Source organism: Geodermatophilus sp. SYSU D01045, from assembly GCF_054050295.1.
On record NZ_JBJGZB010000001.1, the window covers coordinates 122173 to 146898 of the forward strand.

At 74.0% G+C, this 24726-nt stretch carries 24 protein-coding genes and 1 pseudogene; 10 read left to right on the forward strand and 15 right to left on the reverse strand.

Annotated features, from left to right (window positions below; all coding sequences use genetic code 11):
- Window positions 1-8 precede the first annotated feature (8 nt).
- Window positions 9-1559: a phospholipase D-like domain-containing protein gene (locus tag ACI798_RS00700; protein WP_457046912.1), complete on the reverse strand. Its 1551-nt coding sequence runs from the start codon at window positions 1557-1559 to the stop codon at window positions 9-11.
- A 114-nt stretch (window positions 1560-1673) separates the two neighbouring features.
- Window positions 1674-2048, reverse strand: a complete 375-nt coding sequence (locus tag ACI798_RS00705) for a VOC family protein (RefSeq protein WP_456942246.1) — start codon at window positions 2046-2048, stop codon at window positions 1674-1676.
- A 99-nt stretch (window positions 2049-2147) separates the two neighbouring features.
- Between ACI798_RS00705 and ACI798_RS00710 the strand changes: the two genes are divergently transcribed.
- Window positions 2148-2465, forward strand: coding sequence for a hypothetical protein (locus ACI798_RS00710; protein WP_456942245.1), 318 nt, complete (start codon window positions 2148-2150; stop codon window positions 2463-2465).
- Window positions 2466-2524: 59 nt separating this feature from the next.
- Here the strand turns inward: ACI798_RS00710 and ACI798_RS00715 are convergent, their stop codons facing one another.
- From ACI798_RS00715 to ACI798_RS00740, 6 genes are all read right to left on the reverse strand, one after another.
- The gene (locus tag ACI798_RS00715; RefSeq protein ID WP_457046913.1) at window positions 2525-4906 is read right to left on the reverse strand and encodes an endo-1,4-beta-xylanase; all 2382 of its coding nucleotides are present in this window, start codon (window positions 4904-4906) and stop codon (window positions 2525-2527) included.
- Window positions 4907-5612: 706 nt separating this feature from the next.
- Window positions 5613-6287, reverse strand: a complete 675-nt coding sequence (locus ACI798_RS00720; protein ID WP_456942243.1) for a DUF1345 domain-containing protein — start codon at window positions 6285-6287, stop codon at window positions 5613-5615.
- Between the two features lie 91 nt (window positions 6288-6378).
- A complete protein-coding gene (locus ACI798_RS00725; protein WP_457046914.1) occupies window positions 6379-7554 on the reverse strand; it encodes a zinc-dependent alcohol dehydrogenase in 1176 nt (391 codons plus the stop codon).
- Complete coding sequence (locus tag ACI798_RS00730) at window positions 7551-8039, reverse strand: hypothetical protein (RefSeq protein ID WP_457046915.1); 489 nt, start codon at window positions 8037-8039, stop codon at window positions 7551-7553. Before ACI798_RS00730 ends, ACI798_RS00725 begins: the two co-directional genes overlap by 4 nt.
- Window positions 8036-8611: a type 1 glutamine amidotransferase domain-containing protein gene (locus ACI798_RS00735; RefSeq protein ID WP_457046916.1), complete on the reverse strand. Its 576-nt coding sequence runs from the start codon at window positions 8609-8611 to the stop codon at window positions 8036-8038. Before ACI798_RS00735 ends, ACI798_RS00730 begins: the two co-directional genes overlap by 4 nt.
- A 1-nt stretch (window position 8612) precedes the next feature.
- Window positions 8613-9767, reverse strand: a complete 1155-nt coding sequence (locus tag ACI798_RS00740; protein ID WP_457046917.1) for a glutathione-independent formaldehyde dehydrogenase — start codon at window positions 9765-9767, stop codon at window positions 8613-8615.
- A 419-nt stretch (window positions 9768-10186) separates the two neighbouring features.
- Here ACI798_RS00740 and ACI798_RS00745 point away from each other — a divergent pair, with 419 nt between their 5' ends.
- From ACI798_RS00745 to ACI798_RS00760, 4 genes are all read left to right on the forward strand, one after another.
- Window positions 10187-10327: a hypothetical protein gene (locus tag ACI798_RS00745; RefSeq protein ID WP_457046918.1), complete on the forward strand. Its 141-nt coding sequence runs from the start codon at window positions 10187-10189 to the stop codon at window positions 10325-10327.
- Between the two features lie 566 nt (window positions 10328-10893).
- Window positions 10894-11247, forward strand: a complete 354-nt coding sequence (locus tag ACI798_RS00750) for an ANTAR domain-containing protein (RefSeq protein WP_457046919.1) — start codon at window positions 10894-10896, stop codon at window positions 11245-11247.
- A 171-nt stretch (window positions 11248-11418) separates the two neighbouring features.
- Entirely contained in the window at window positions 11419-12447 is a 1029-nt protein-coding gene (locus ACI798_RS00755; RefSeq protein WP_456941357.1) for a hypothetical protein, read from the forward strand.
- Between the two features lie 505 nt (window positions 12448-12952).
- Window positions 12953-13195 carry a hypothetical protein gene (locus tag ACI798_RS00760; protein WP_457046920.1) on the forward strand — a complete coding sequence of 81 codons (243 nt, stop codon included), beginning with the start codon at window positions 12953-12955 and terminating at the stop codon, window positions 13193-13195.
- On the opposite strand, the gene ACI798_RS00765 is transcribed toward ACI798_RS00760, so the two are convergent.
- Complete coding sequence (locus tag ACI798_RS00765; protein ID WP_457046921.1) at window positions 13185-14144, reverse strand: LysR family transcriptional regulator; 960 nt, start codon at window positions 14142-14144, stop codon at window positions 13185-13187. The genes ACI798_RS00760 and ACI798_RS00765 overlap by 11 nt on opposite strands.
- Window positions 14145-14353: 209 nt before the next feature.
- On the opposite strand from ACI798_RS00765, the gene ACI798_RS00770 reads away from it, so the two are divergent.
- The 4 genes from ACI798_RS00770 to ACI798_RS00785 all read left to right on the forward strand — a co-directional run bounded on the left by ACI798_RS00770 (window position 14354) and on the right by ACI798_RS00785 (window position 17667).
- Window positions 14354-15370, forward strand: coding sequence for a response regulator transcription factor (locus ACI798_RS00770; protein WP_457046922.1), 1017 nt, complete (start codon window positions 14354-14356; stop codon window positions 15368-15370).
- Window positions 15371-16262: 892 nt separating this feature from the next.
- Window positions 16263-16979, forward strand: a complete 717-nt coding sequence (locus ACI798_RS00775) for a 4a-hydroxytetrahydrobiopterin dehydratase (protein ID WP_456941354.1) — start codon at window positions 16263-16265, stop codon at window positions 16977-16979.
- 49 nt (window positions 16980-17028) lie between these two features.
- Window positions 17029-17313 carry a DUF2795 domain-containing protein gene (locus ACI798_RS00780; RefSeq protein WP_456941353.1) on the forward strand — a complete coding sequence of 95 codons (285 nt, stop codon included), beginning with the start codon at window positions 17029-17031 and terminating at the stop codon, window positions 17311-17313.
- 135 nt (window positions 17314-17448) lie between these two features.
- Window positions 17449-17667: a hypothetical protein gene (locus ACI798_RS00785; RefSeq protein ID WP_457046923.1), complete on the forward strand. Its 219-nt coding sequence runs from the start codon at window positions 17449-17451 to the stop codon at window positions 17665-17667.
- A gap of 705 nt (window positions 17668-18372) precedes the next feature.
- Here the strand turns inward: ACI798_RS00785 and ACI798_RS00790 are convergent.
- The 4 genes from ACI798_RS00790 to ACI798_RS00805 form a co-directional block, all read right to left on the reverse strand.
- Entirely contained in the window at window positions 18373-18750 is a 378-nt protein-coding gene (locus tag ACI798_RS00790; protein ID WP_457046924.1) for an aldo/keto reductase, read from the reverse strand.
- A 20-nt stretch (window positions 18751-18770) separates the two neighbouring features.
- Window positions 18771-18917: a hypothetical protein gene (locus ACI798_RS00795; protein ID WP_457046925.1), complete on the reverse strand. Its 147-nt coding sequence runs from the start codon at window positions 18915-18917 to the stop codon at window positions 18771-18773.
- A 415-nt stretch (window positions 18918-19332) separates the two neighbouring features.
- The gene (locus tag ACI798_RS00800; protein WP_456941351.1) at window positions 19333-19935 is read right to left on the reverse strand and encodes a hypothetical protein; all 603 of its coding nucleotides are present in this window, start codon (window positions 19933-19935) and stop codon (window positions 19333-19335) included.
- A 16-nt stretch (window positions 19936-19951) separates the two neighbouring features.
- Window positions 19952-21061 carry a zinc-dependent alcohol dehydrogenase gene (locus ACI798_RS00805; RefSeq protein WP_456941350.1) on the reverse strand — a complete coding sequence of 370 codons (1110 nt, stop codon included), beginning with the start codon at window positions 21059-21061 and terminating at the stop codon, window positions 19952-19954.
- Window positions 21062-21341: 280 nt separating this feature from the next.
- On the opposite strand from ACI798_RS00805, the pseudogene ACI798_RS00810 reads away from it, so the two are divergent.
- Window positions 21342-21954: pseudogene (locus tag ACI798_RS00810) on the forward strand (hypothetical protein); the annotation flags it as partial.
- A gap of 48 nt (window positions 21955-22002) precedes the next feature.
- Here the strand turns inward: ACI798_RS00810 and ACI798_RS00815 are convergent.
- A complete protein-coding gene (locus ACI798_RS00815) occupies window positions 22003-23400 on the reverse strand; it encodes an FAD-dependent oxidoreductase (protein WP_456941349.1) in 1398 nt (465 codons plus the stop codon).
- A complete protein-coding gene (locus tag ACI798_RS00820) occupies window positions 23387-24619 on the reverse strand; it encodes a polysaccharide pyruvyl transferase family protein (RefSeq protein ID WP_457046926.1) in 1233 nt (410 codons plus the stop codon). Before ACI798_RS00820 ends, ACI798_RS00815 begins: the two co-directional genes overlap by 14 nt.
- Window positions 24620-24726 lie beyond the last annotated feature (107 nt).

The window sequence follows — 24726 nt, forward strand, 5'->3', positions numbered from 1 at the left end:
CCGGACGCTCAGCCGCGCTGACGGCGGCGGCGGCCGGCGAAGGCCCGCCGCACCCGGCGCCAGCGGTTCGGGGTGTGCTCGGCGTCGAGCAGTTCGGTCTCGGCGAGCAGCCGCTCCACCGGGTCGAGGTCCGGCGCCTCGAAGGCCACCAGCGAGCGCCCGGTCGGCCGCATGAGCGCGTCGACGGCGCGGACCAGCGACCCGCCGTGCTCCTCCACCGTGGCCGCGACCTCCTCCGGAGTGACCCCGAGGTGCTCGCCGAGCAGGCGGTGGCGCACGCCCAGGACCGCGGCGGCCAGCTCGTCGTGGCGCGGGTCGCCGGTGCGGGCCTCGATCGACAGGTCGCACTCGGTGTCCAGGCCCATCGAGCGGTTGTTGAGGTTGGCCGAGCCGATCCGCAGCAGCCGGTCGTCGAGGCAGGTCACCTTGGCGTGCACGTAGATCGGCCGGCGCTCCTCGGTGACCGGCACGAGCAGCCGGAACCGGTCGTACCGGTCGGCGCGGGAGACCAGGTCGAACAGCTTCACCCGGGCGGTGTCCATGGCCTTGCTCTCCAGCCAGCCGTCGGCCGACCGCGGCAGGACGACGACGAACTCCGGCCCGTCGGGCTCCTGCAGCCGCTCGGCGATCGCCTCGGCGACCCGGCGGTTGGCGAAGTACTGCGTCTCGACGTAGACGGTGCGCCGGGCGGCGGCGACGACGGCCAGCCACAGCAGCTCGATCTCGTGCACCAGCTCGGCGCCGCCGTACTCGGGGCGGGTGCGCGAGACCGCGACGTCGACGTCGGTGAGGAAGGTCTCGACCTCCTCGGGCCAGCAGACCTCGACGTCGGTCACCGGCTCCAGGTGCTCCCCCGTGCCGCTCTCCCAGCGCTCGCGGGCGAGGTCGCCGATGGCGCGGGCGGCCGGGCCGGACACCAGGCTGGTGACGTCGTGCCAGGGGCCGCGCAGCCGGGTGGTGTGCGGCCGGTGCCGCAGCGGGTGGCGGTCGCGGTGCTCGGAGGTGTCCCAGCGGTCGGCGGTGACGTCGATGCCGCCGGCGAAGGCCAGGCAGTCGTCGATGACGACGATCTTCTGGTGGTGCGCGCCGCCGAGCGGGTGGTGCGTGTCGACGGTGAACCGCAGCCGGTCGGGCGTGCGCCGGTCGAGCAGCACGATCGGGGCCATGCGGCGGGTCAGCGCCACCACCATGCCGAGGTCCCACTGCAGGACGCCGATCTCCAGCCGCGGGTTGGCGCGCACGGCGTGCTCGAGCACGCGGCCCAGGCGGTCGTCGCGGGCGCGGCCGGGCGTGCGCGGGTCCATCCGGATGCGCGGGTCGAAGTCCCAGCCGATGAACAGCACCCGCCGCTCGGCGCGCAGCACCGCGCGCTTGAGGGTGGCGAAGTAGTCGGCGGCGTCGACGAAGACGGCGTGCCGGTCGGCGCGCTCGATCCGCCAGCAGGTCTCCCCCGGGACGAGCAGCGTGTCGTCGGACGGGGCGGGGACCGGAGCGGTCCGAGGAGCCGGGAGGGAGGGGATGCGTGCGGTCGTCCCGGCGGCGTCGGCGCTCTCGATCACCCCGGCAGTCTGCCGACCTGCGCAAGCACCCGCGCCGCGCCGTCCCCCGTCCGGGTCGGGCGACCGGCACCGGCCACCCCGACCGGCGGCCGCCCCGCCGCCGGTCCCCGGCGGTCAGCCGTGCGCCAGGTCGACCACGCAGAACCGGTTGCCCTCCGGGTCGGCGAGCACGACGAAGTCGGGGTCGTCGGGGTAGGCGTCCCACTCCACGCGTCCGGCGCCGAGGCCCACCAGCCGCTCGACCTCCGCGGCCTGCTCGGCGGCGCCGGTGACGTGCAGGTCCAGGTGCAGCCGCGGGTGGTCCTGCGGCGGCGTCTCGCTGCTCTGCAGCGCCAGGGAGCAGCCGGGGGCGCCGTCGGGCGGCACGAGGACGGTGGCCCAGCCGCCGAAGCCGTCCCTGCGCACGGTGTAGCCGAGCGCGGCCGTCCAGAAGGCCGCGGCCCGCGGCACGTCCCGCACCCCCAGGACGACGACCCCCACGTGCAGCACGCCGCGATCCTGGCGCGTCGCGGCGCCGGCCGCACGGCACCCGTCGTCCGGGGACGCGGGAGCTGCCGCGCCGCACGCCGGTGCGTCACGCTGTCCGCCATGGCGGCCCGGGCGGACGGCGGAGCACCCTCCGCCGGGGAGGTCGACCGGACCCGGCGCCTCGCGCGGCGGGCCGAGGCCGTGCGGCGCCGGGCCGAGGACCTCCGGCTCCGGCACGAGGAGCTGGCCGACGCGCTGGCCAGGACCACCCGCAGCATCGTCGACACCGAGACGCGGCTCGCCGAGACCCTCGACCAGCTCGCCGAGACCCGCCCGGAGGCCGGCGACCGCCTCCGCCGCGAGGCCCGCGACGCCCGCGAGTTCGCCGCGCGGGAACGCGACCGCGCCGCCGGGCGCGAGGGCGGCCGGCGGCCCTGAGGAGACCCCGGCCCCCGGCCACGGGTGTGGTCGGGGGCCGGTCGGACGATGTGCCTGGTTCAGGCGCGTGGTCCTGGTGCGCGTCGGGTGACCACCACGTCGAAGGTCATCGGGTTGGAGGTGTTCCCGGCCGCGTCGGTCGCCGTGCAGGTGACCTTCGTGGTGCCGATCGGGAACCGGGACCCCGAGGGCGGTGTGCACGTCGCCGTCACCGCGCCGTCCCGGGTGTCACCGGCGGTGACCGTGTACGGGACCTTCGCGCCGGCGACGCCCGTCGAGTCCGCGGAGACCGGGTCGTGACCGGCGACGCGCGGGGCCAACTGGTCGGACGGGCGCTCCGCGAGCTTCGTCGGGTCGACGATCCCCCAGTACGCCGGGGTCACCTGCAGGTCGTCGTCGAAGGGCAGCGGCGCCTCCCACGGCCGAGCGGCCGGCCACGTCCGCAGCCAGCTGCGGGCGTTGCTGATGCCCCAGAAGGTCACCGACTCGATGGAGTCGGAGTGGCTGCGGAGCACGTCGAACAGGTCGCGGTAGTAGTACCCGTTCTCGGTCTCGGCCTCGTCCTGGTCGGCCATCCCGGGGCGGTGCTGCGGAGTGGTGCCGCTGCTGACGTCGGCGCCGTAGTTCTCGGCCGAGGTGCTGATGTCCAGCTCGGTGATGACCTGCAGCAGGGAGGGGTCGAGCTGCTCGACGGCGGTCAGCGAGTCGTCGAGCCACTCCACCGGGCGGGCGAAGTCCATGTGCGCCTGGTGGCCCACCCCATCGATCGGCACGTCCCGCTCCTGCAGGGCGGCGATCAGCGACAGGTAGTCCGCCCGCTTCGTCGGCATCTCGGTGTTGTAGTCGTTGATGAACAGCTCGGCCTGCGGGAAGTACTCGTCGGCGAAGCGGAAGGCGTCGTCGACGAACCTCTCGCCGAGGACCTGGAACCAGCGGCTGTCGCGCATGTCGTGCGGGTTGGCGTTGTCGCTGTCGCTGATGACCTCGTTGACGACGTCCCAGGCCCAGATCGGGCTGTTCCCGTCGGGGTAGCGGGCGTTGACGTGGTCGGCGATCGCCTTGATGTGCGCCTCCATGCGGGCGCGCAGCAGGGCCTGGTCCGCGGGGCTGTTCGTCAGGTCGCGGTCACCGTCCTTGAAGAACCAGTCCGGGGTCTGGGAGTGCCACGCGAGCACGTGCCCGTACACCTGGACGCCGTTGGCGTCGGCGTAGTCGAGCAGGGCGTCGAGGTCGCCGAAGGTGAAGTTCCCCTCGGTGGGCTGGATCTCGGCGGGCTTGCCGTCGTTCTCGGGGGTGAAGGCGTTGAAGTGCCGCTGCACCAGCTGTGACGCCCGGCCCACCGTCTCCCGCTGGTCGATGGCGACGCCGACGTGCTCGAAGCCCTGGCTCCCGAGGACGTCCTGGAGGGCCGGCACGTCCTGGATCGGCGTCTCGGTGAACTCGGCGACCGAGACGTCGTCGATGAGGAAGCTGACGTTCGCGTCGCCCTCGACGTAGAGCTGCGCCGTGTCGATCGGCGCGCCCAGGGTGTACCGGCCGGTGATCTCCGTCCACGCGTCGGAGGTGACGACGGCGCTGGCGCCCGGCACGTTGTCGTAGCCGGTGGCAGCGCCGGCGCGGTCGCGCTGGATGGAGGCCTTCAGGGACGCCGACGTCGCCGACTGCCCAGGAGCCAGCTTCGCCCAGAAGGAGATCTGCACGGTCCTGCCGACGGCCAGGCTCTCGGTGACGTCGAGGGTCGGGCCCTGCCACGCCTGCAACCGGTTGGTGGTCAGCAGGCTGGTGGTGCCGCCGTGCGCGTCGGACGTCGTGGTGGCGACCTGCGCGTCACCGCGCGGGCCCCAGCCCTGCAGGCCGCTCTCGAAGTCGCTGCTGACCGGCTGGATGGTGCCCGGCTCACTCGGCGCCGCGGCCTCGCCGACGACCGTGACGTCGTCGACGTAGAAGTCCTGCGTGGGGTCCGAGCTCTCGAGGTACAGCTCGAGCTCGGTGTTGTCCGTCGCGTGGGTGTACTCGCCCGTGACCAGGGTCCAGTCGGCGTCGCTCACCGCGACCTGCCAGGCGACCGTCTCGTAGGCGGTCGCGCCGCCGCTGACCCGCTTCACGCTCAGGGTCACCTGGTCGCTGCCGGAGCCCGCCGGCAGCCGCACCCAGGCCGCGACCTCGTAGGTGCCGGCCGGCATGAACGGCAGGGCGTTGACGCCGGGCCCCTGCCAGGCCTGGGTGCGGCCGCTGGAGAGGAGGCTGTGCGCACCGGTGCGGGCCACGTCGGTGGTCACGGCCGCGGAGGAGCCGCGGCCGTACCAGCCACCGGTCCCGTCCTCGAAGCCGGTCTCGTGCACCGTCGCCGGAGCAGCGGCGGCCGAGGGCGCCAGGCCGACCCCCAGCGGTGCGAGCAGGCCCAGGACGGTGGTCCCGGCCGCGAGGCGTCGTCGGCTCATTGCGTCGTGGTTCTCCTCAGGAGGGGCGCCGCGCCGGCGCGAGGAAGGCCCGGAAGTGGTGCCAGAACTTCCGGAAATTATCGGTAGGGAGTGAAGCACCCCACATGTGACGCGGTCAACGAACGCCGCACGGCCGACTCCAACTGGAGACATCGAGTTCGCGGACCGCGACCTGCCCGCCCTCGCGCGGCACTGGAGCCCGTACTGGGGGCTACCGGCGACGCGCGCGCCTCACCGGCGACCCCGCCTGCGCCAGAACCGAGGCTCCGGGACTCCTGCAGTCCCGGTGCGAGCCGCTCGAGTCACGAGGTCGCCGACCGCATGGGCGCCCTGCTGCTGACAGGTGAGGGGGAGCCGACTGCGACCACGAACGAGATCGGACCAGGGCCTTCTGGCGAAGGCCCTGGTCCGAAGGGGTGGAGCTGAGGGGACTCGGACCCCTGACCCCCACGCTGCCGGGCCGTCATGATCGCGGTCACGGCGGTCCACGGGCGTTCCGTGAGCCGCTCGACCTGCCGGTTCGCACGGCGGCGCACAAGGGGGCCCGGGGGCGAACACCACCAACGGCGACCACGACTGCAACCACGCCGAGCACGTCCGTGCCGGGCGACGGGTCCACCTCCACGGCCACGGGAGGTTTGCTCGCCGTGGCCGGCTGGTCGGAGGGCGCAGCACCGTGGACACCGCGTCGGCCGTCACCCCGGCGCTATCCCTGCTGTCCCAGGTTGGTCACCAGGTTCACCGCCACGGCGATCACCACGGTGCCGAACAGGTAGGACAGCAGCGCGTGCCCGAGGGCGACCCTGCGGATCGACGTGTCCTCGACCTGGGTGTCCGGCATCGCGAAGCTCATCCCGACGGTGAACGCGACGTACGCGAAGTCGCTGTAGGCAGGCGGCTCCCGCTGGCCGAAGTCGATGCCGCCGTCGCCACCGGAGTAGTAGTGGCGCGCGAACTTGAGGGCGAAGACCGTGTTGACCAGCGCCCACGACAGGATCACCACCAGGACGCCGAGCACCACGGTGGCGACCCCCACGGCGTCCCCGGAGCTGGACCGGACGAGGCCCTCGACGACGGCGGCGAGGCTGGCCACCGCCGCACCCAGCACGGCCGTGTCCGTGACCCGGGTCTGCCCCTCCTCCTCGGCCAGGCGTTTGGTCCCCTCCGCGTCGCGCGGCCAGCTGATCCGCCACACCCAGAACAACAGGCCGCCGGCGGCCACGGCCCAGCCGGCGAGGACCGCGAGCTCGGGGACGCCGGCGATCGTGGTCAGCACGGCGGCGAGGAGCCCGCCGCCGAGACAGACCAGCAGGCGGCGCCACGACAGGATCGTCGGCCGTGGGCCCGCCGCCACCGCCGTCGTGCGGGGCGCGGCGCTCACCGGGTCGCCCCGCACCGGGCCGGCGGGGGCCCGGCGCCGGCCCACCGTCCGGCCCGGCGCCGGGCCCCGTGGCGGTACGTCCGGCGTCGCCTCAGCCACCCGGACGGAACACCGCACGGACGCACCCGTCCTCCTTCTCCTTGAACATCCGGTAGCCCTTCGGCCCGTCGTCGAGCGGCATCACGTGGGTGGCGAGGTGTTCGGTCCGCACCTCGTCCCGGCTCATCAGGTCGAGGATCTCCGGGACGTAGCGGTGCCCGTGCTGCTGGGCGCCGCGCAGGGTCAGCGCCTTGTTCATCACCGCCCCCATCGGGAACTTGTCCACCAGGCCGCCGAACACGCCCAGCGCGAACACCGTCCCGCCCTTGCGGCAGGCGTAGATGGCCTCCCGGAGGGCGGTCGGCCGGTCCGACTGCAGCCGCAACTGCTGCTTGACCTGGTCGTAGAGGTACTGCGGGCCCGGGCTGTGCGCCTCCATGCCCACCGCTTCGATGCAGACGTCCGGACCGCGCCCGCCGGACATCTCCCGCAGCTCCGCGGGGACGTCGACCTCCTCGTAGTCGAGGGTCTCCGCCCCGATGTGCGTGCGGACCTGCTCGAGCCGGTTGTCGAACCGGTCGATGACGACGACCCGCTCGGCGCCCATGAGCATCGCCTTGCGCGCGGCCATCTGCCCGACGCCGCCGGCGCCCCACACCGCGACGACGTCACCGGCCTTCACCTCCGCCTGGTGGGCCCCGGTCCAGCCGGTGGGGGCCGCGTCGGAGGCGAACAGCGCACGCTCGTCGGAGACGCCGTCCGGGATCGTGAAGGCGCCCTGGTCGGCGTAGGGCACCCGGATGTAGGGGGCGTGGCTGCCCGCCCAGCCGCCCATCGCGTGCGAGTAGCCGAAGCAGCCGCCGATGGACTGACCCCACAGCGCCTCGGTGATCCCCGCATTGGGATTGCCGTTGTCGCACAGCGACCACAGCTCCTGCTTGCAGTACCAGCACTGCCCGCAGCCGATGAAGGAGACCACCACCACGCGGTCGCCGACCCGGTGCTTGGTCACCCCGGCCCCGACCTCGGCGACCGTGCCCATGAACTCGTGCCCGAGCACGTCACCGGCGCGCATCGCGGGGATGTACCCGCCCATCAGGTGCAGGTCGGAGCCGCAGGTCACCGACAGGCCGACCTCGAGGATGATGTCGTGGTCGTTGAGGAGCTTCGGCTCGGGGACGTCCTCGACGCCGATCTCGTTGACCCCGCGCCAGGTCACCGCCTTCATCGCACACCTGCCCTGGGGGCCATCCGGGTCCACGCCTCCAGGAGCACGCCACCGGGCGTCGCCGTCCGCCTGCCGTGCGGCGCCGGGTCCACCGCCAGCACCTCGCCCACCTCGATGAGCTGCTTGGCCTGGCGCAGCGCGGACCGCAGGTCGGCCTGCGGGTCGTTGCCGCTCAGCCGACCGAGGGCGGTGCCCGGCGACGGCCGGTCGCGCAACCGGGCCGCGAGCTCGGTGCCCTTGCCGCCCGCGGCCGGGCGGACGCGGACCTCGATCCGGTCCCCGAACCCCGCGAGGGGGGCAGGCAGCCGCGCGGTGTCGACGTCGGACGGCTCGCGGAACACGGTCACCACGAGCCATCCGGACGCCGGCCGGCCCGCGCCGGCCGGCCGGGCGGCGGACGGGTCGATGGCCGACCGCACCTGGCGGACGACGCTCCCGCCGGCGCGGGCGGCGAAGGACGCCACGTTCCCGATGGAGTGGGTCATGCCCGACCTCCCGCGGCGGCGGTCTGCGGTGCCCGCGCGAACTCCTGCACGATGCGCTCGCAGAAGGCCGGCAGGTCGTCCGGCGACCGGCTGGTGGTGATGTTGCCGTCGGTGACGACCTGCTCGTCGACCACCTCGGCGCCGGCGTTGCGCAGGTCGGTGCGGATGCTCGGGAACGACGTCAGCCGCCGTCCTCGCGCGACGTCGGCCTCGACGAAGTTCCACGGCCCGTGGCAGATGCTCGCCACCGGCTTGCCCGACTCGACGAAGTCCCGCACGAACTCGACCGCTGCCGGCTGCATGCGCAGCTGGTCCGGGTTCACCGTGCCGCCCGGCAGCAGCAGCGCGTCGTACTCGTCCACCGACGCCGCGCCGACCAGCCGGTCGACGCCGAAGGTGCCGGCGTCCTCGAGGTCGTTGTTGCGCGCCTGGATCTCGCCGTCGTGGATCGACAGCACGTCGGTCCGCGCGCCCGCGTCGTCCAGGGCCCGGCGGGGCTGCTCCAGCTCGACGCGCTCCACCCCGTCGGCCGCCAGGATCGCGACCCGCCGTCCGTTCAGCTCCCCGGCCACGTCAGCTCCCCGCCATCGCCGGGTGCAGGACGACCTTCGTCCAGCCGTCGTCCCGCTGGTCGAAGTGCTCGTAGGCCTCCGGCGCGCGGTCGAGGGGCAGCTCGTGGCTCACGATGAACGACGGCTCGGCCTTGCCCCCGGCGATGAGGTCGCGCAGCTGCCGGTTGTACTTCTTGACCGGCGCCTGGCCGCTGCCGATGTGCTGGCCCTTGAACCAGAACATGCCGAAGTCGAAGGCGAGCTTGCCCTGCTTCGCCAGCTCGTCGCTGGCGCCGGGGTCCTGCGGCACGTAGACGCCGACGGTGCCGATCGTCCCGGTGAAGCGCACCGAGGCGACCAGCCGGTTCATCGTCAGGTTGGCCTGCTCCTGGCCGTCGGGCTCGTGCGCCTGGTAGCCGACGCACTCGCAGCCGTTGTCCGCGCCCAGCCCCATCGTCTCGTCGAGGACGGCCTGCACCGGATCGACCTTCGAGTCGTCGATGGCGATCGCGCCGATCGACTCGGCCAGCTTGAGCCGGTCGGGGTGCCGGTCGACGACCATCACCTTGCCGGCCCCCCGGATGGTGGCCGAGAGGGCGGCCATCAGCCCGACCGGGCCGGCGCCGTAGATGACCGTCTGGTCGCCGGGCTTCACACCGGCCATCTCGGTGGCGTGGTAGCCGGTCGGGAAGATGTCGGCGAGCATCACGTAGTCGGTCTGGCGCTGCTCGGCGTCCTCACCCAGCCGCAGGCAGTTGAAGTCACCCCAGGGCACGCGCAGCAGCTCCGCCTGCCCACCGGCCCAGGGGCCCATGTCGGCGAAGCCGTAGGCGGCGCCGGCCATCTTCGGCTCCGGCTGGGCGGTCAGGCAGTAGTTCGTGAGCTGCCGCTCGCAGTTCTTGCAGTGCCCACAGGCGATGTTGAACGGCAGGACGACCCAGTCGCCCACCTGCACCTTGTCGACCCCGTCGCCGACCTCGACCACCTGGCCCAGGTTCTCGTGCCCGAACCAGCGGCCGGTCTCGAAGTCGGTCCGGCCCTCGTACATGTGCAGGTCCGAGCCGCAGATGTTCGCCGAGGTGATCCGCACCAGGACGTCGGTCGGCCGCTCGATCCGCGCGTCCGGTACGTCCTTGACGCTGACCTGGCGGGGCCCGTCGTACACGACTGCCTTCACGCTGCCTCCTCGTCGGGGGTGGTCCCCGCGCCCGGCGGGGGTCGGGACCTCGATTGCACCCGGCGCGGCGGGCCGCCCGGTATCGGCAGACATGCCGATCCCGGGCCGGCCGACGTCCCCCTGGGGGTCCGACCGGGTCGGGGAGTGCGCCCACGACCGGTGGCCCCCGCGCCCCGGTCACGACGGACGCGGGCGAGGGACCGGGCCCTGGCGCGGGAGGGGATGGTCGCCGTGCTGGCCACGACCCGCGACGCGGCCGAGCCGGGCGAGTTCGACGACGTGCTGTCCCACCTGGGCGGGGAGTTCGCCCGGCTCGTGCCCGGATCGACGTAGACCCGACGGTGGCGTCCCCGACACGACCGGATCCGCAGCGCACGCCGGCCGCCGAGCGCATCGGTCAGGCGCCGACGACCACCGACGTGACCGATCCGGAGCGGTCCTCCCGGAACACCGCCGCCGGCTCCGGTCCCGAGCCGGGCGAGGGCCCCGTCCAGCCGGCCGCCGACGGGGGGGTGGACCCCTCGGCCAGCATCGAGCCCCACGACGAGGGGCTCGTCTGACCACGGCGGCCCCGCGGTCGCTGGCTGCGGAGTAGGCCAGATCAGGCCGGCCGCGGGAGAGTGGGCGCACGTCCAGCACGCGGCAGGCTCTGGTGGAGCGCTTCCGTTGATGACCGCCGCCGGCGGGGTGCTGCGACCGGGCGACCGGCCGCGGCACCCCGGCCCCGTGCCATCGGAGCAGCCGATGCCGGCCAGCGACAGGGCGTGGTTCACCAGGCACCGCAACCGGATGGAACCTGAGTGCGGGAAGCCGGCGTGCGTCACCGACGTCGCCGTCGCCACGTTGGCCGGCGCACCCCTGTGGGAGCTCGGCATCGTCAGCCGGGACGCGGTGCTCCGCGGCGCGGCCGGCCGCGCCGTCCTCGCCGCCTGCCGCTCGCAGTGCCGCGGGCCGGTCGGCGGGCACGACCGTGGACCCGCCGAGGTCCAGGTCGCTCGTGGGGCGCCGGACGTCGACGGGCCGGACCCCGTCCCGCCACCCCGGAGGCGCGGATCGGTCGCTCTGCCGATGCCGGACGCCGGAACGCGCCCGCACCCTGGCGTCCGTCGCAGGAGAGGTCCACGGCATGCAGGCGACGACGCGCCGGCCCATCCGCACACCGGTCGCACAGCAGGAGGACCAGGACACGATGACCGTCGACCCGTCGGGGGAGGTGCCGGCCGCGCCCGTGCACCGCCTCGCCGTCCTCGCCGAACTCGACCAGCTGCACGCACGGGTCCGATCGGCGGAGGACAGGGCGGCCAACCTGGAGCAGGCGCTGGCCACCAACCGGCAGATCGGCATCGCGATCGGCATCCTGATGTGCCAGCGCCAGCTCACGGCCGATCAGGCCTTCGCGATGCTCACGACGCACAGCCAGCACAGCAACGTCAAGGTGCGAGTGCTGGCCGAGACGGTGATCTACACGGGGAGTCCGTGAGACGCGCCCCGCAGGACGGTGGCCGCCGACGCTCCTGCGCTCGAGTCACCAGAGGGCGCACGTGGGGCACGTCCCGGCCGGGCTGCCGCCGCCGACGCCGACCCGTGCCGCTGACCGTGCCGAACGCCTCGGGCTGTACGTCCACCCGTGAGTGAGGGAAGGTGAGCTGTGATGAGCGGGAGCGAACCGCAGCTCCAGCGTGTGTGGTCGGAGGTCGTGGGCGTCGTCGCGTCGTCCGCCACCGTGCAGGAACGGGCTGCGGAGCACCTGCAGCAGCTCGGGCGGATCCTGGCCTTCGATGCCGGCTGGCTCGCCGTACGCGACCCCGAGCGGCGGACCCACGTCCCGCTGGCGACCACCGGTCCGGCCGAGGCACTCGTCGCCTACTTCGGCCGTCCGGAGGCCGACGAGGAGGTGGAGCTGCTCGGCCTGCACCGGCGCCGTCCGCCGATGCTGGCCGGCGACATCCCGAGTCCCCTGTCCGAGGTCCGCGCGTGGGCCGACCACCTGCTCCCGGCCGGCTTCCGCCAGGGTCTGGCGGCCGGGCTGTTCACGACGGACGGGCGGCACGTCGGCTTCCTCAGCCTGCTCTCCGCCGATCCCTCGCGGCCGAGAGAGGCCGACCGCCGGGTCGTCGCGGCCGTCACCACGGTGATCGCCGACGACCTGGACCGGACCCGGGACATCGCCGAGAGCGCCCGCATCGTCGGGAACGCCGGCGCCGGCGTCGTGCTCACCCGCGGGGGCGACGTCCTGCCGCTGCCAGGTCTGCCCGACGACCGCCTGTTGACGCCGGGCTCACCGATCCTCGGGGCCGCCGCCGACGAGCTGGCCGTCAGCGGCGCGTACGTCTCGTTCCTCGCCCCGGCACCGGGGACCGGCGGCGAGCAGCTGATCCGGGTCACCGCGCTCGACTTCGCCCGCCCGGACCTCGACCACCTCTCCGCCGCGGTGCTCCTGGGCCCCCCGGGCGACCTGCACGGCCTCACCGTCCTGGACCTCCGGGTCCTGGGCCTCGTGATCGAGGGCGTCACCGACGTCCCGGCCCTCGCGCAGTCACTCCCCGTGGCCGCGGACGCGGTGGCGGACTCCCTGGGGCGGAGCCTGGTCGCCCTGGGGACCAGCGACCTCACGGCCGCCGCGGTGCGCGCCCTGCGCGGCGGGTTGCGCATCCCGCCCGGAGTGACGGGAGCGACCTGAGCGGGTCCGGCGCCGGCCGGGAACCGGTCGCTCTGGCGATGATCGCCGGCCGAGCGGTCGGCTGTCCTTGCGGACGGTCCCGTTCCACCGGCGACGCCCCTGCGCCGCCCTGTCTCCAGGACGTCCCATGCGCATCGGCCTCATCGCCCCTCCCTGGATCCCCGTGCCGCCCCCGGCGTACGGCGGCACCGGATCGGTCATCGACCGGCTCGCCCGCGGCCTCGTCCGAGCCGGTCACCACGTGCTGCTCTCGGCGCCACGGCCAACAGCACGTGTCCGGTGGGCCGGGTGCCCGGGACGGACGAAGCCGCCGACGGCGCACCGGCGACCGGGGGTTCGGTGTCCGAGGTCCGCCACGTCGTCACCACGTCGTCACCACGGCGCCGCCCACGTGCAGCTCTACGACCGGGCCTAGCAGGCCGTCCGGTCCGAGACCGACCGGCCGCACGCCCTGCGCCAGGCCATCACCTCCTGCCGCAGCGGGGGGATCGTCTCGGTCATCGGCGTGTACGGCGTATTCGTCGACGAGCTCCCGGCCGGCTCCCGGATGAACCGCTCCCTGACCCTGAAGACCGGGCAGTGCCCCGTCCAGCGGTACATGCGCCCGCTGCTCGAGCGCATCGAGCGCGGCGAGATCGACCCCACCCGGGTGATCACCCCCCGGCTGCCGCTGGCCGAGGCGCCGCACGGCTACGACGTCTTCAAGCACGAGCAGGACCGGTGCGAGAAGGTGGTCCTCAGGCCCTGACCGTGGCGTCCCGCCGGCCGTCGCCGGGAGGGCGGACCGGTTCGATGAGCGTCTGCGGGCCCCGGGACGACTCGACGAGGAAGTCGACGAGCCTGCGGACGGCGGGAGTGACCGGTTCCCGCCAGACCGCCTCCAGGGCCCACGTCAACGCCGGAACGAGAGGCCGCACCGTGATCCCCTCGACCCCCAGGTGATCGACGAGCCGGAGGATGCTCAGGGCGATGCCGGTGCCGGCTGCGACCGCGCGCAGCACCGCCCGCGGCGCGTTCAGCAGGTCGGGTTCGATGACGACGTGGTCGTGCGCGGCCCCGGCGGGGAACACGTGGTCCACGGCCCGGTCCCACGTCCCGGCGAACGGCTCCCGCGGGAACATCACCAGCACCTCGTCGGCGAGCGCGGCCACCGGCACCGTGACCGCGCCGCTCAACGCGTGCCCGAGCGGGAGCACGACGCCGAGGACGACCGAACCCAGCACCACGCCGGCGAGGTCCCGCTGCGGATAGGACCGGCTCCAGACGATCGCCGCGTCCGCCCTGCCCTGGCGGACGGCCTCGACGGCGTCGTCCCCCCGGGCGGAGCTCACCGACACCTCGATCCCGTCGATCGCCAGCGCGGCGTGCCGCAGCGGGCCGTCGAGGACGAGGTCGGCCATGGTGGCCACCCGCAGGGTCAGTCGCTCGCGGGAGTCCGCTCCGGCGGCGCGCGCGTCAGCCAGCGCCCGGTCCACCTCTGCCAGGATGATCCGGGCCCGCTCGACCAGGACGACGCCGGCGAAGGTCAGCCGGGCCGCTTCCGGGGTTCGCTCGAACAACGGGACCCGGAGCTCCCGCTCCAGCGCACGGATCTGCTGCGAGAGCGACGGAGCAGCCATGTGGAGCCGTTGCGCGGCCCGACTGAAGCGCCCCTCCTCAGCCACCGCCAGGAAGTAGCGCAGTTGGCGCAACTCCATGGTGGATCCTACTGCGGGAAACCGTGCCGTCCACGGGCCGTGGTGGCGGTGGCGACGACTCCGACCACCGAGGTTTCCGGTCACGGGGTCACGGGTTGCTCCCCGGGTGGGGTCGGTATGTACAGCTGCAGCCCGGTCAGCCTCGTCCAGGGCCGCGGCCGTCCTCGACGGCTCCGTCGACCGCGCAGGCCCTGGACTGGTGGAGCGACATGACCGAGGCCCCGGCCCTCCGCCTCGCGGAGATCGCCGCCACTCCGGCACTGCTCCCTGAACGCGCCCAGGCGCTGCTGCACGAGCTGGGCCGCCACATCCCCTTCGACGCCTCGTGGATGGCGCTGGCCGACCCGCTGGGCAACGGTTACTCCTCCGTGGCCAGCACCTCGCTGGACCAGAGCACCGTCCGCTACCTCAGCGGTCCGGCGACGGCGCACGACCTCGAGGTGACCGGAGCCTGTCGCGCCCGCCCACCGCTGAGCCCGTCGGACCTCCCCCGTTCCGCCAAGGACCTGCCGACGTGGGCCGAGTGCCTCACCCCCGCCGGATACCACGAGGCCCTCACCGTGGGACTGTTCGTACCGGGGCAGCGCCACGTCGGGTTCCTGGCGCTGCTCTCCGCCGACACCCGGCCTCCGCCGGAGGCCGTCCGGCGCCGCCTGGCGCAGTTCGCCCCCATCCTCGCCCGCGGCACCGACCTGATGGACTCGCTGCTCACCGCCGCCCGCGTGGTCCAGGGTGCCGCGGCCGGCGTGGTGCTCTCCAGGGACGGTGGCACCGCCCCGTTCCCGGGTCTCGGCGACGACGCGCTGCTGGCGGGAGGCTCTCCCGTCCTGGACGCCGCCCGCGCGGCCATCCGGAGGGGCCAGGTGTACGCGTCCTTCGTGTGGCCGCGCGGTGGCCGTCACGCCCCGGACGGCCATGTCCGCGTGACGGTCCTGACGGGTACGGACGACGTGTCCCGCGTGCTGTCGGGGATGGTGCTGCTCTCCCCGGGCGGCGATCTGCGCGGGCTCACGCCCCGGGAGCTGGAGGTCCTCGGGCTGCTGGTCGAGGGGGACTCCAACCAGGAGATCGCCCGGGCTCTCGTGGTGGCCCCGCGGACGGTCGCCGCGCACCTGGAGCACATCCTCGTCAAGCTCGGGGCTCCCTCGAGGACGCTCGCCGCCGTGCGCGCCGAGAGGGCGGGCCTGTACGTCCCAGCGGGAACGGGCGCGGCCGGCCGGCGCTGACCCTCGGCGGAGGACTCACGGCCAGAGCAGGGGACGGTCCAGGCCACGTGGGCGCCGGGGAGAGGGGACGACCGACGACCGGCGGGGCCCGATCCCGGTCCACCAGGCGACCGACGGGCGTCGGGCGGTCTGCCGATCTCGGCCGGCGGCTCCGGTTCCGACGGCGGCTCGGGGTATCCCCACGGCATGGACGGCGGAACCATCCCTCCGCAGGACGACGCACCCGCGGCTGCGGCTGCCGACGAGGTCGACATCCGGCTCCCGGACGACCCGCGAGTGCCCCAGCCCGACGACGCGGATCCGACGGTGAGCAAGGAGCTCGGCGGCGCGGCTCCGGCCGTCGGCCCTGGGCGCTCGCGAGAGGAACCCGGGACCCGGGACCCGGACGGCTCTCGGCCGGGTGCGGACGACTAGCGGCGGACCGGACGACTCGGTCTCCGCCGCGGCCCCCGACACGGAGACGCGGGGCAGGCGATCACGTCCGGCGCGTCCGTCGTGAACAGCCCGCCGGCGTGCGGTCGAGCCGCCTGCTCCTCCCCCCGGCGGTCCCTGGGCCGAGGAGCGGAGCCGTCGCCGCGTGTCGCCTCCCCGCGCGGGCGGCCGTGCAGGGACACGGGGGCCGGAGGCCGGATCGGTTGATCGACCGATGTCCCCGCGCCGCGACCGGCCCTAACGTCTGAGCCGCGGTCGGACGACGGGATCCCCACGACCGGCGCGCGGCGGCGTCTCCGGAAGACGGTGCGGGAGGCGGTCGCACCCGGGGAGTTCGACGACGTCCTCTCCCAGCTGCCGCAGGAGTACCGGGAGCTGGTCGGGCCGCTGCTTGGACTCGCCGCCCGGGCAGCGGTCGGCGACCGGAGGAGCAGGACGGCAGCAGGTCAGGAGGAGCCCGGTGATCCGGTACGCGACGTTGATCCAGGCCGCGGGAGCGCAGGCCGGCGCAGCCGACACCGAGGAGGCCCGGCGGGCGGTGGAAGCGGTCGTCGCCGCCGTGGCGGCCTCGCTGGACGAGCCCGAGCGCGACCGGCTGGCCGCGGTCCTGCCCGGCTCCCTCCGGGGTGTCGCCGAGGTCCGGGGCCCGGGTCTGCACCCTGACAGCGGTGCCGCCCTCGTCTCCGCGGTGAGCGCGAGGTCCGGATGCCCGGCCGAGCGGGCCCGCTTCTACACCCAGGCGGTCCTGTCGACCCTGGCCGCCTCCGAGCCGGAGGTCGCCGGCGTCCTCGCCCGGCGACTGCCGGACGGTGAGGAGCTGTTCTCACCGATCGACCAGAGCGTTCCGCCCCGCGGTTCCGGAGTGCCGATCGGACTGACCCCGCGACTGCTCGAGCAGGACGAGATCGACCGCGCACTGGCCGCCCTGGAGGGCTGGGAGGGCGACGGACACCGCCTGCGGCGCACCGTCGTGCTCCCGCCCGAGCGCCGGCGACCCCTGCGCGACGCCGTCGCCCGCGCCGAGCAGGACATGACCCACCACGCGCGCGTCGAGCAACTGCAGGACACGGTCACCTTCGAGGTCTGGACGCACTCGCTCGACCGCGTGACCGACATGGACCTCGAGCTCGCCCGGCGGATCGACGCGGCCATCGCCGCGGTCGGGTCCTCCGGCTGACCCCCGGCCCGCCGGACACCGACGACCACGAGCAGGAAGGCAACCGACCGTGACCGCTCCCATCACCCCTGACGAGGTCCTGCGGTACCTGCAGGACGTCGACTACCCGGCCGGCAAGGACGCGCTGGTCGCCGCCGCCGAGCGGGCGGGCGCACCCGAGGCGGTGGTCCGCAGCCTCCGCGCCATCCCGCCGGTCGAGTACCGCAGCCGTGCGGAGGTGGTGCGGTCGGTGCCCGTCGACCCCGGAGCCGGCCGATCGGCGAGCCGGGCGGCCGAGCAGGCCCGCACCCGTGCCCCCGCGGGGGTCGCCGAGCACATGCGCGAGCCCCGGTAGGACCGGTCGCCGGCCACGTCACCGCGCCGGCCGGCTCTCGGAACGTCACTGTCCGGCCAGCCGTCCCACGAGCCCGAGGAACTCGTGGAGTCCACTGCGTGATCACCGACGTCGAACTACCTGGATGGAGGAGTCGTGAGCGAATCAGAGCTGGAGGAGACCGGGACCGGGGATGCCGCCAAGCGCATCGGTCAGGCGCCGACGACCACCGACGTGACCGATCCGGAGCGGTCCTCCCGGAACACCGCCGCCGGTTCCGGTTCCGAGCCGGGCGAGGGCCCCGTCCAGCCGGCCGCCGACGAGGGGGTGGACCCCCCGGCCAGCATCGAGCCCCACAACGAGGGGCTCGTCTGAGCACGGCGGCCCCGCAGCCACTGGCTGCGGGGCCGCCGTCCTGCCCAGCGTCGGCCGAGCACCTCCATCGCCTGCGCCGCCATCCGGGACCCCCCGGAGCCCCCGGAACGGGCCTGCGCCGGCGGGCGAGGCACCCGAGTCGCCGATCGCCAGAGGGAGGTCGAGCAGGAGCAGGAGCGAGCACCGGCACACCGCCCTCCTGCGGGGTCTCGTCGACATCACGCGACGGGGAGACCTGCTCCCCGACCTGAGGGGGTGTCCGGGCCCGGAGACGACTGCGACGACTGCTCCCCACTCCTGCGTCGAGTGGGCGTGCCGCCCCCGGACCGGCCCACGATCACGACGAGGAACCCGCCGGCTGCAGCTCGTGAGGCAGGCTCTCGTGACCGGCTCGTCGGCCGGTCCTGCAGGACGTCGAGCGGGACCTCGCCGGACGGCGGGGGGAAGAGCCGGTCGAGCCGGTCCAGCTCCGCCTGGCTGGAGCCGATCCCCGGCGCCGCGCGGTTCTCGACGACGTGCGCGCGGGTCGAGGCCTTGGCGACGCGAATACGTCGGGCAGCCGCAGCACCCACGCGATGGCCGGCGGGGCCGGGATGACCCCCTTCCCCGCGGCCAGGTCTCGGACGGCCCCGTGCTCGAGGAGCCTGCCGTGGTCGACGGGCGAGTACGCCATCAGGGGCATGCGCCTGCCGCGGCACCAGGGGATCAGGTCGTACTCGGGGCCGCGCCGGGCGAGTTGTGGAGCACCTGGTCGGTCTGGACCCGGTCGTCGCCGGGAAGCCCGACCAGCTGGTCCAGGTCGGGGGCGTCGAGGTTGCTCACGCCCCGGGCACGGATCAGCCCGCGGGAGACCCACGACTCGAAGGCGGCGACGGTCTCCTCGACCGGGACCCGGCCGCGCCAGTGCAGCAGGTACAGGTCCAGGCGGTCGGTGCCCAGTCGGCGCAGGCTCCGCTGGCAGGCGTCCACCGTGCCGTGGCGCGTGGCGTGGCGCGGCAGCACCTCGCTGACCAGGAAGACGTCGTCCCGCCGGCCGGCGATCGCCCGGCCGACGAGTTCCTCGGCGGCGCCGTCGCCGTCCATCTCGGCGGTGTCGACCAGCGTCAGGCCGATGTCGATGCCCGTGCAGAGGGCGTCCAGCTGGACGTCGTTCCTGCCGGGTCCTCACCGAGGTACCAGGTGCCCGTGCCGAGGGCCGGGGCGGCGGTGCCGTCGGAGAGGGTCACGGCGCGGATCGTGGATGCGGTCATGGGGGCTCCTCCACGGGCAGTCCTGCCGATCTCGCCCGGCAGGCGGCGACGCAGCGGCCGGCGCGGTCGCAGGCGCCGCCGCACGTCCGGCCAGCCCCCTCCAGGTCCAGCAGGACGCTCACCGCGCCGTCCGGGGTGAGCAGGCGGAAACCGCTCCCGGCGGCACCGCCACGTCGCGCACGCCGCCGGCCGCGTCCACCCGGCCCCACCGGACCTGCCCGGCGGTGTGCACCCAGAGCATTCACGGGCGCCGTCGTCCCGCACCGGTCCCACCCCGCGTCGCGCGGGGCGGGACCGGTGTGGGCGCGGCCTCGAGAACCCGCGGGGTGGGCCGCCCGTTCGGCACCCGTCCGACGGCATGCCGTTCCCCGGGTCGCGCTGGTCCGTCCGTGTCCCGGGGCGAGCCGTCACCGGCTCAGTGCACCGGCCGCTGCCCGTCGGACCCGACGCGCGCCAGCGACCTCGACACGCTCCGGGCACCGGCGTAGACCGCCCCCGCCGCGGCGATCCACGGGCCACCGACGATCACCGGGTCGAGTACCTGGTGCTTGAGGTCCGTGCGGTGCTGCCCGACCCGCGACCGCAGGCCGTGGTGGGTGAACTCGGCCTTCACCCCGGTCTCGGTGATCGGGTTGTCCGGGTGCAGCGTGAGCAGTGACTTCAGGTGGTGCTCCCACGCATCCACCCGGTCGGCGAGGATGAGCAGCAGCCAGTGCGCCGCGCGGCCCTCGCTGTAGCGGTAGGCGTAGCGACGGATGGCGCCGGAGACGCCTGACGGCGGCTGGGCGGTGCCGAAGACCGGGGTCAGCATCCCGTGCTCGACCGAGCGTTCCCGCGGATACCTCTCCGGCTGCCGCTCGGGGAACTCCCAGTGCGCGCCGGTGAAGTCCTCCTGGAACTGCAACTTCGGCACCGACGGCCGGACCTTGGGGTCCAGGTCGACGCCCCAGCCCGGGATGCGCTTGCGCAGTTCGTCGGGCGACTCCGCGATCGGCGGCTTGTGCGGTGTGTAGGTCATCAGGTTCTCCTGTCGCTCACGCCGCGGATGGGAGGACGAGGGGCTTGATGCAGCCGTCGAGCTTGGCCGAGAAGATGTGGTACCCCTCGGCGATGTCCTCGAGCGGCACCCGGTGGGTGACCAGCTCGCTGGGCTTGAGGTAGCCGTCGCGCACGTGCTCGAACAGGCGCGGCCACTGCCGTTTCACCGGGCACTGGTTGGTGTGGATGGTCAGCCCCTTGTTCATCGCGTCGCCGAACTTGACGGCGCTGAACAGCGGGCCGTACGCGCCCATCACCGAGATGGTCGCGCCCTTGCGGACGGAGTCGATCGCCCAGTTCAGCGCGACCGGGGAGCCGCCCTGCAGCTTGAGCTTGGACGAGGTGACGTGCTGGAGGAAGTTGCCGTCCGCCTCGGCGCCCACGCAGTCGATGGCGACGTCGGCGCCGAGCCAGTCGGTCGCCTTCTTCATCTCCAGGACGATGTCGCCGTACTCGGTGAAGTTGTACGTCTCGGCGTGGGCGAAGGTGCGCGCCTTCTCCAGCCGGTGGTCCAGGTGGTCGATCACGATGACCCGGCCGGCCCCCATGAGCCAGGCCGACTTCGCCGCCACGAGTCCGACGGGCCCGGCGCCGAAGACGATGACGACGTCGCCCTGCACGATGTCGCCGAGCTGCGCGCCGAAGTAGCCGGTCGCCGTCGCGTCGGTGAGCAGGACCGCGTCCTCGTCGGCCATCCAGTCCGGGATCTTCGAGGGGCCGACGTCGGCGAACGGCACCCGCACGTACTCCGCCTGGCCGCCGTCGTAGCCCCCGGTCGTGTGCGAGTAGCCGTAGATGCCGCCGACGGCAGTGGCGTTCGGGTTGACGTTGTGGCAATTGGAGTACAGCCCTCGCGCGCAGTACCAGCAGGTGCCGCAGAAGATGTTGAACGGGATCATCACCCGGTCCCCCACCTGCAGGTTCTGCACGGACGAGCCCACCTCGTCCACCACGCCGATGATCTCGTGGCCGAAGGTGTGACCGATCCGGGTGTCCGGCATCATGCCGTGGTAGAGGTGCAGGTCGGAGCCGCAGATGGCGGCCAGGGTGACCCGGACGATCGCGTCGTTGGGGTGCTCGATCCTCGGCCGCTGCTTCTCCTCCATCCTGACCTTGTATGGACCTCGGTACACCATCGCTCGCATCCGGTCGCCTCCTGGCGCGCGGGCCCCGGGGCTCCTGAGAGCACCACGGGGCGCCCAGCGGCCGGCTCTGCTCACCGGCCCCCCGACTCTGCGTCGGCCGTCCCACCGGGGCCACTCCAACCCGGGCTCCACGCGTCGCTCCGCCGAAAGATCGGCAGATCTACCAATGCCCGACGTCCCCCGGTCCCGCTCTGATGGGCTCGGACGTTCACACCGCTGAGAGCCGACCGGACCCGACCGCCTGGCCCGTGGTGCCGCGGCGCAGTCCCCGCGGTGGAGGGCCCTGCGCCCCCGCACCGACACGCCCCGGGCGCCCGCGAGGTCGGTCTGCCCCTACTGCGCCGTCGGCTGCGCCCAGCTCGTCCACGCCGACGCCGGGCGGGTCGTGCAGATCGAGGGCGGCCCCGACTCCCCGGTGCCCCGCGGCCGGCTGTGTCCCCAGGGGTCGGCCAGCCTCCAGCCGGTCACCGGACTGCAGCGCGAGCGGGAGGTTCGCTACCGGGCGCCGTACGCCACCGAGTGGACCGACCTGCCGCTGCACACCGCGATGGACATGGTGGCCGACCGCGTGCTCGACGCCCGGCGCCGCAGCTGGCAGGACACCGACGAGACCTGGGACGGCGAACTCCGGCCGCGAGCGCACGGCGGGCCTGGTCCACAGCGTGGGGTGGACCCAGCACACCGTCGGCGCGCAGGACATCCGCGCCGGGGCGATCGTGCACCTGCTCCTAGGCGACATCGGCCGGCCGGGCGGTGGCATCCACGCGCCGCGGGGGCACGCCAACATGCAGGGCTCGACCGACATCCTGACGCTGTCCGACCTGCTGCCCGGCTACCTCCCGATGCCCCGCGCCGGGCAGGCCGGCGTGGCGCGGGGCGACCGGTCCGGTCACCCCGCCGGATCACCGCACGGCACCCCGCTCGCGGGTCACGCCCCGTCTTCCCCGCGGCCCCCCCAGGTCGGCGCCCTGCCGGACCAGTTCCGCCTGCACGGCGGAGATCTCCACCTCCCGGGGTGCCCGGCCCGCGGCGGCCGCGAGCGCCGCACAGACCCCGGCGGCCTGGCCGGTGGCCATGGCGGTGGGCGTGACCCGGTAGGAGGAGTGGGCCTCGTGGGTGCCGGAGATGCAGCGTCCGGCCGTCAGGAGGTCGTCGACGTCCCGTGGCAGCAGGCAGCGCAGGGGGACGTCGTACGCGTCCCCGGGAGGCACCGACCGCAGCACGGTTCCCCTGCCGTTGGGGTTGTGGATGTCGACCGGGTAGGTGCCGCGCGCGATCACGTCGTCGAACTTCCGTGCGCTCAGGATGTCCTCGCCCGTGAGCACGTAGTCGCCCAGGATCCGCCGCGTCTCCCGGACGCCGACCTGCACGCCGCTCTGGGCGACGTAGGAGTCGGCGAAACCGGGCACGTAGTCCCGGAGGAAGGCTGCGATCTGGGACATCTGCCGGTGGCTGACCGCCTCGGCGCGGGTGAGGTCGAAGACGTCGGTGCCGAAGACCTGCGTGACCCGTGTCGAGTTCACGGCGACCTCACCCGGGTGCGCCGAGTTGAAGAAGAGGACGTCCTCGCGGGGCAGGTCCAGGTCGCCCGCTGCGGTCGCTTCCTCCACCAGGTCCCAGAGCCCGTGGACGCTGCGCCACTGGTCGGGGTGGTCGGCGACGTAGCGCTCGAAGGGTGCCGGGTCGAAGCCCACGACACGGAACATCAGCGTCATCGGCTGCACCAGTCCGTCACTCTCGCGGCCGATCTCGAACGGCGCTCCCGCGGCCGCGGCGACGTCGCCGTCCCCCGTGCAGTCGACCGTCACGCGGGCGGTCACGACGACCGGCCCCGACTTGGTCTCGAACACCACCTCGCCGGCCCGGCCCGGCGTCCGGACCCCGCTGGCGAAGGCGTGCAGCACGTACCGGACACCCGCGCCGTCGAGCAGGTCCAGGGCCACCTGCTTGAAGACCTCGGGGTCGAAGGGGACGGTGTACCCGGTGTCCGGCGACGGCAGCACCGCGCCGTCGGCCTGCACCAGCCGGTCGATGACCTCGATGTGCTTGCCCGCGACGACGGGCTCGCCCTCGCCGTGGTCGGTGGGGAACAGGCTCACGTCACCCAGCCGCGGCGGCTGCGGACGGCGGGTGTGGAAGGACATCCACGGCATCACGAGCGCCGCCGTCGCGTTGCCGCCGAGGAACCCGTACCGCTCGACGAGGACGACGTCGGCGCCGGCGTCAGCAGCCGCCAGCGCAGCACCGATGCCGGCCGGCCCGCCTCCGACGACGAGGACGTCGGCCTCAGCCGCCTGCAACGCTGAGCGTGGGGGCAACGTCAACCGCTCCCCCGCGACCGGCCGGGTCAACGGCGGCACGCTGGACTCCCTCCTGCTCGATGGACCGGCCTGCGATCGCGGATGCCACCGGTGCCGACGGCCCCGCCAGGACGTCGAGGACGTGCCGCAGCGGGGCGGCCGACCGGCGCTTGAGCCTCTCGATCCGGGCCCGTACCCGTCCGACGTCCGCCTCGCGCTCGTCCCAGAGCCGGTCGACGGCCGCCAGCAGCGGTCCCACGGCGTCCCGGTCGAGGTTGCCCGGCGACTGGACACCCAGTGTCCGCGCGAAGTCGGCGACCTTGCCGGCGTAGGGCAGCGGCAGGAAGGGCACCCCCGAGAGAGCGGCGAAGACCAGGAAGTGCAGCCGCATGCCGACCGCGAGGTCCATGTGCTGCATCAGGCCGAGGATCTCGCGGGGCCCGTACGTGCCGTGGAGGACCCGCGCGCGGTCGGGGGCCGTCATGCGGGCCAGCACCGCATGACTCTCGCGGACGTCGCCGCGCTCCATGGGGACGAACACCACCTGGCCGCCGTAGCGGTGCACCGCGAAGTCGGCGACCGCGGCCAGGGTGGCGTGATAGGCGTCCACGGCGAGACCCGGTGCCGCTCGCCCTGGTTCCCGGACGGACATGGCGATCAGCCGTCCGGAGCCGTCCACCCCGTCGCGGGCCAGTCGGTCGGCCGGGAAGGGAGCGGGGCTCAGCAGCAGCGCCGGGTCGGCCACCACCTCGATGGGCCGCTCGATGCCGACCTCCTCCAGGACCCGCCTGCTCCCCTCGTCGCGCACGGTCACCTGGGTCATCACCGAGACGACCTCGCGTACGGCGCCGCGGTCCTCGGCCGTCGTGAGTGGCCCGACGCCGAGGGCGTATCCGACCGTCGGCACGCCGTTCCGGTGGGCCGTCCGCACGTGCCGGAGGTACTCCGTGGCCTCGCTGTCGTACAGCAGCCCCCCGCCCCCGAGGACGAGGACGTCGAGCCCGGCGATCTCCTCGTTGACGGCGTCACACCGGCCCCGGCGGGCGTCGACGACCCGATCGACCAGATGAGCGTCCCGGGTGTGCGCGGGGTCGCGGGAGAACACCACGACCTCGGCGAAGGGCACGGCCTCTCGCCAGGTGGCGAGGATCGAGGTCAGGATCGCCTCGTCGCCGATGTTGAGCCCGCCGTAGGAACCGAGCAGTCCGATGGTTGCCATCCAGGTCCTCCTGTCGATGTGTGGCCGGTGAGCGAGGGGAGACGGGACGCCGAGCAGGAGTGGCGATGCAGGACAGGCGGCCGGGGGACGGGATGATCGAGGGCGGG